Genomic DNA, 238 nt, shown 5'->3' on the forward strand with positions numbered 1-238 from the left:
GAGAAGGTTCTGATTGAGGAGGGTTAACAGCCTGCGAGCCCCATCAAATGATGCGAGTCGAAAGGGAAATCGGCACATAAGACAGAAAGCCCTTACTCGAACTTAATTGAAATCAGTGAAAGGTAACGAGGAGGCACGACGAGGCGCAGCTACGCAGTAGCGCAGGCGTTCAGGATTGCAGCGATATCCTTTTAGATAGGGGCTGTAGAGAGGCACAGCCTGGGGCGGCACGCAGTGA

It is taken from the genome of Vibrio sp. 10N.222.48.A3 (assembly GCF_041475345.1).
GTDB classification, from domain to species: domain Bacteria; phylum Pseudomonadota; class Gammaproteobacteria; order Enterobacterales; family Vibrionaceae; genus Vibrio; species Vibrio tasmaniensis_A.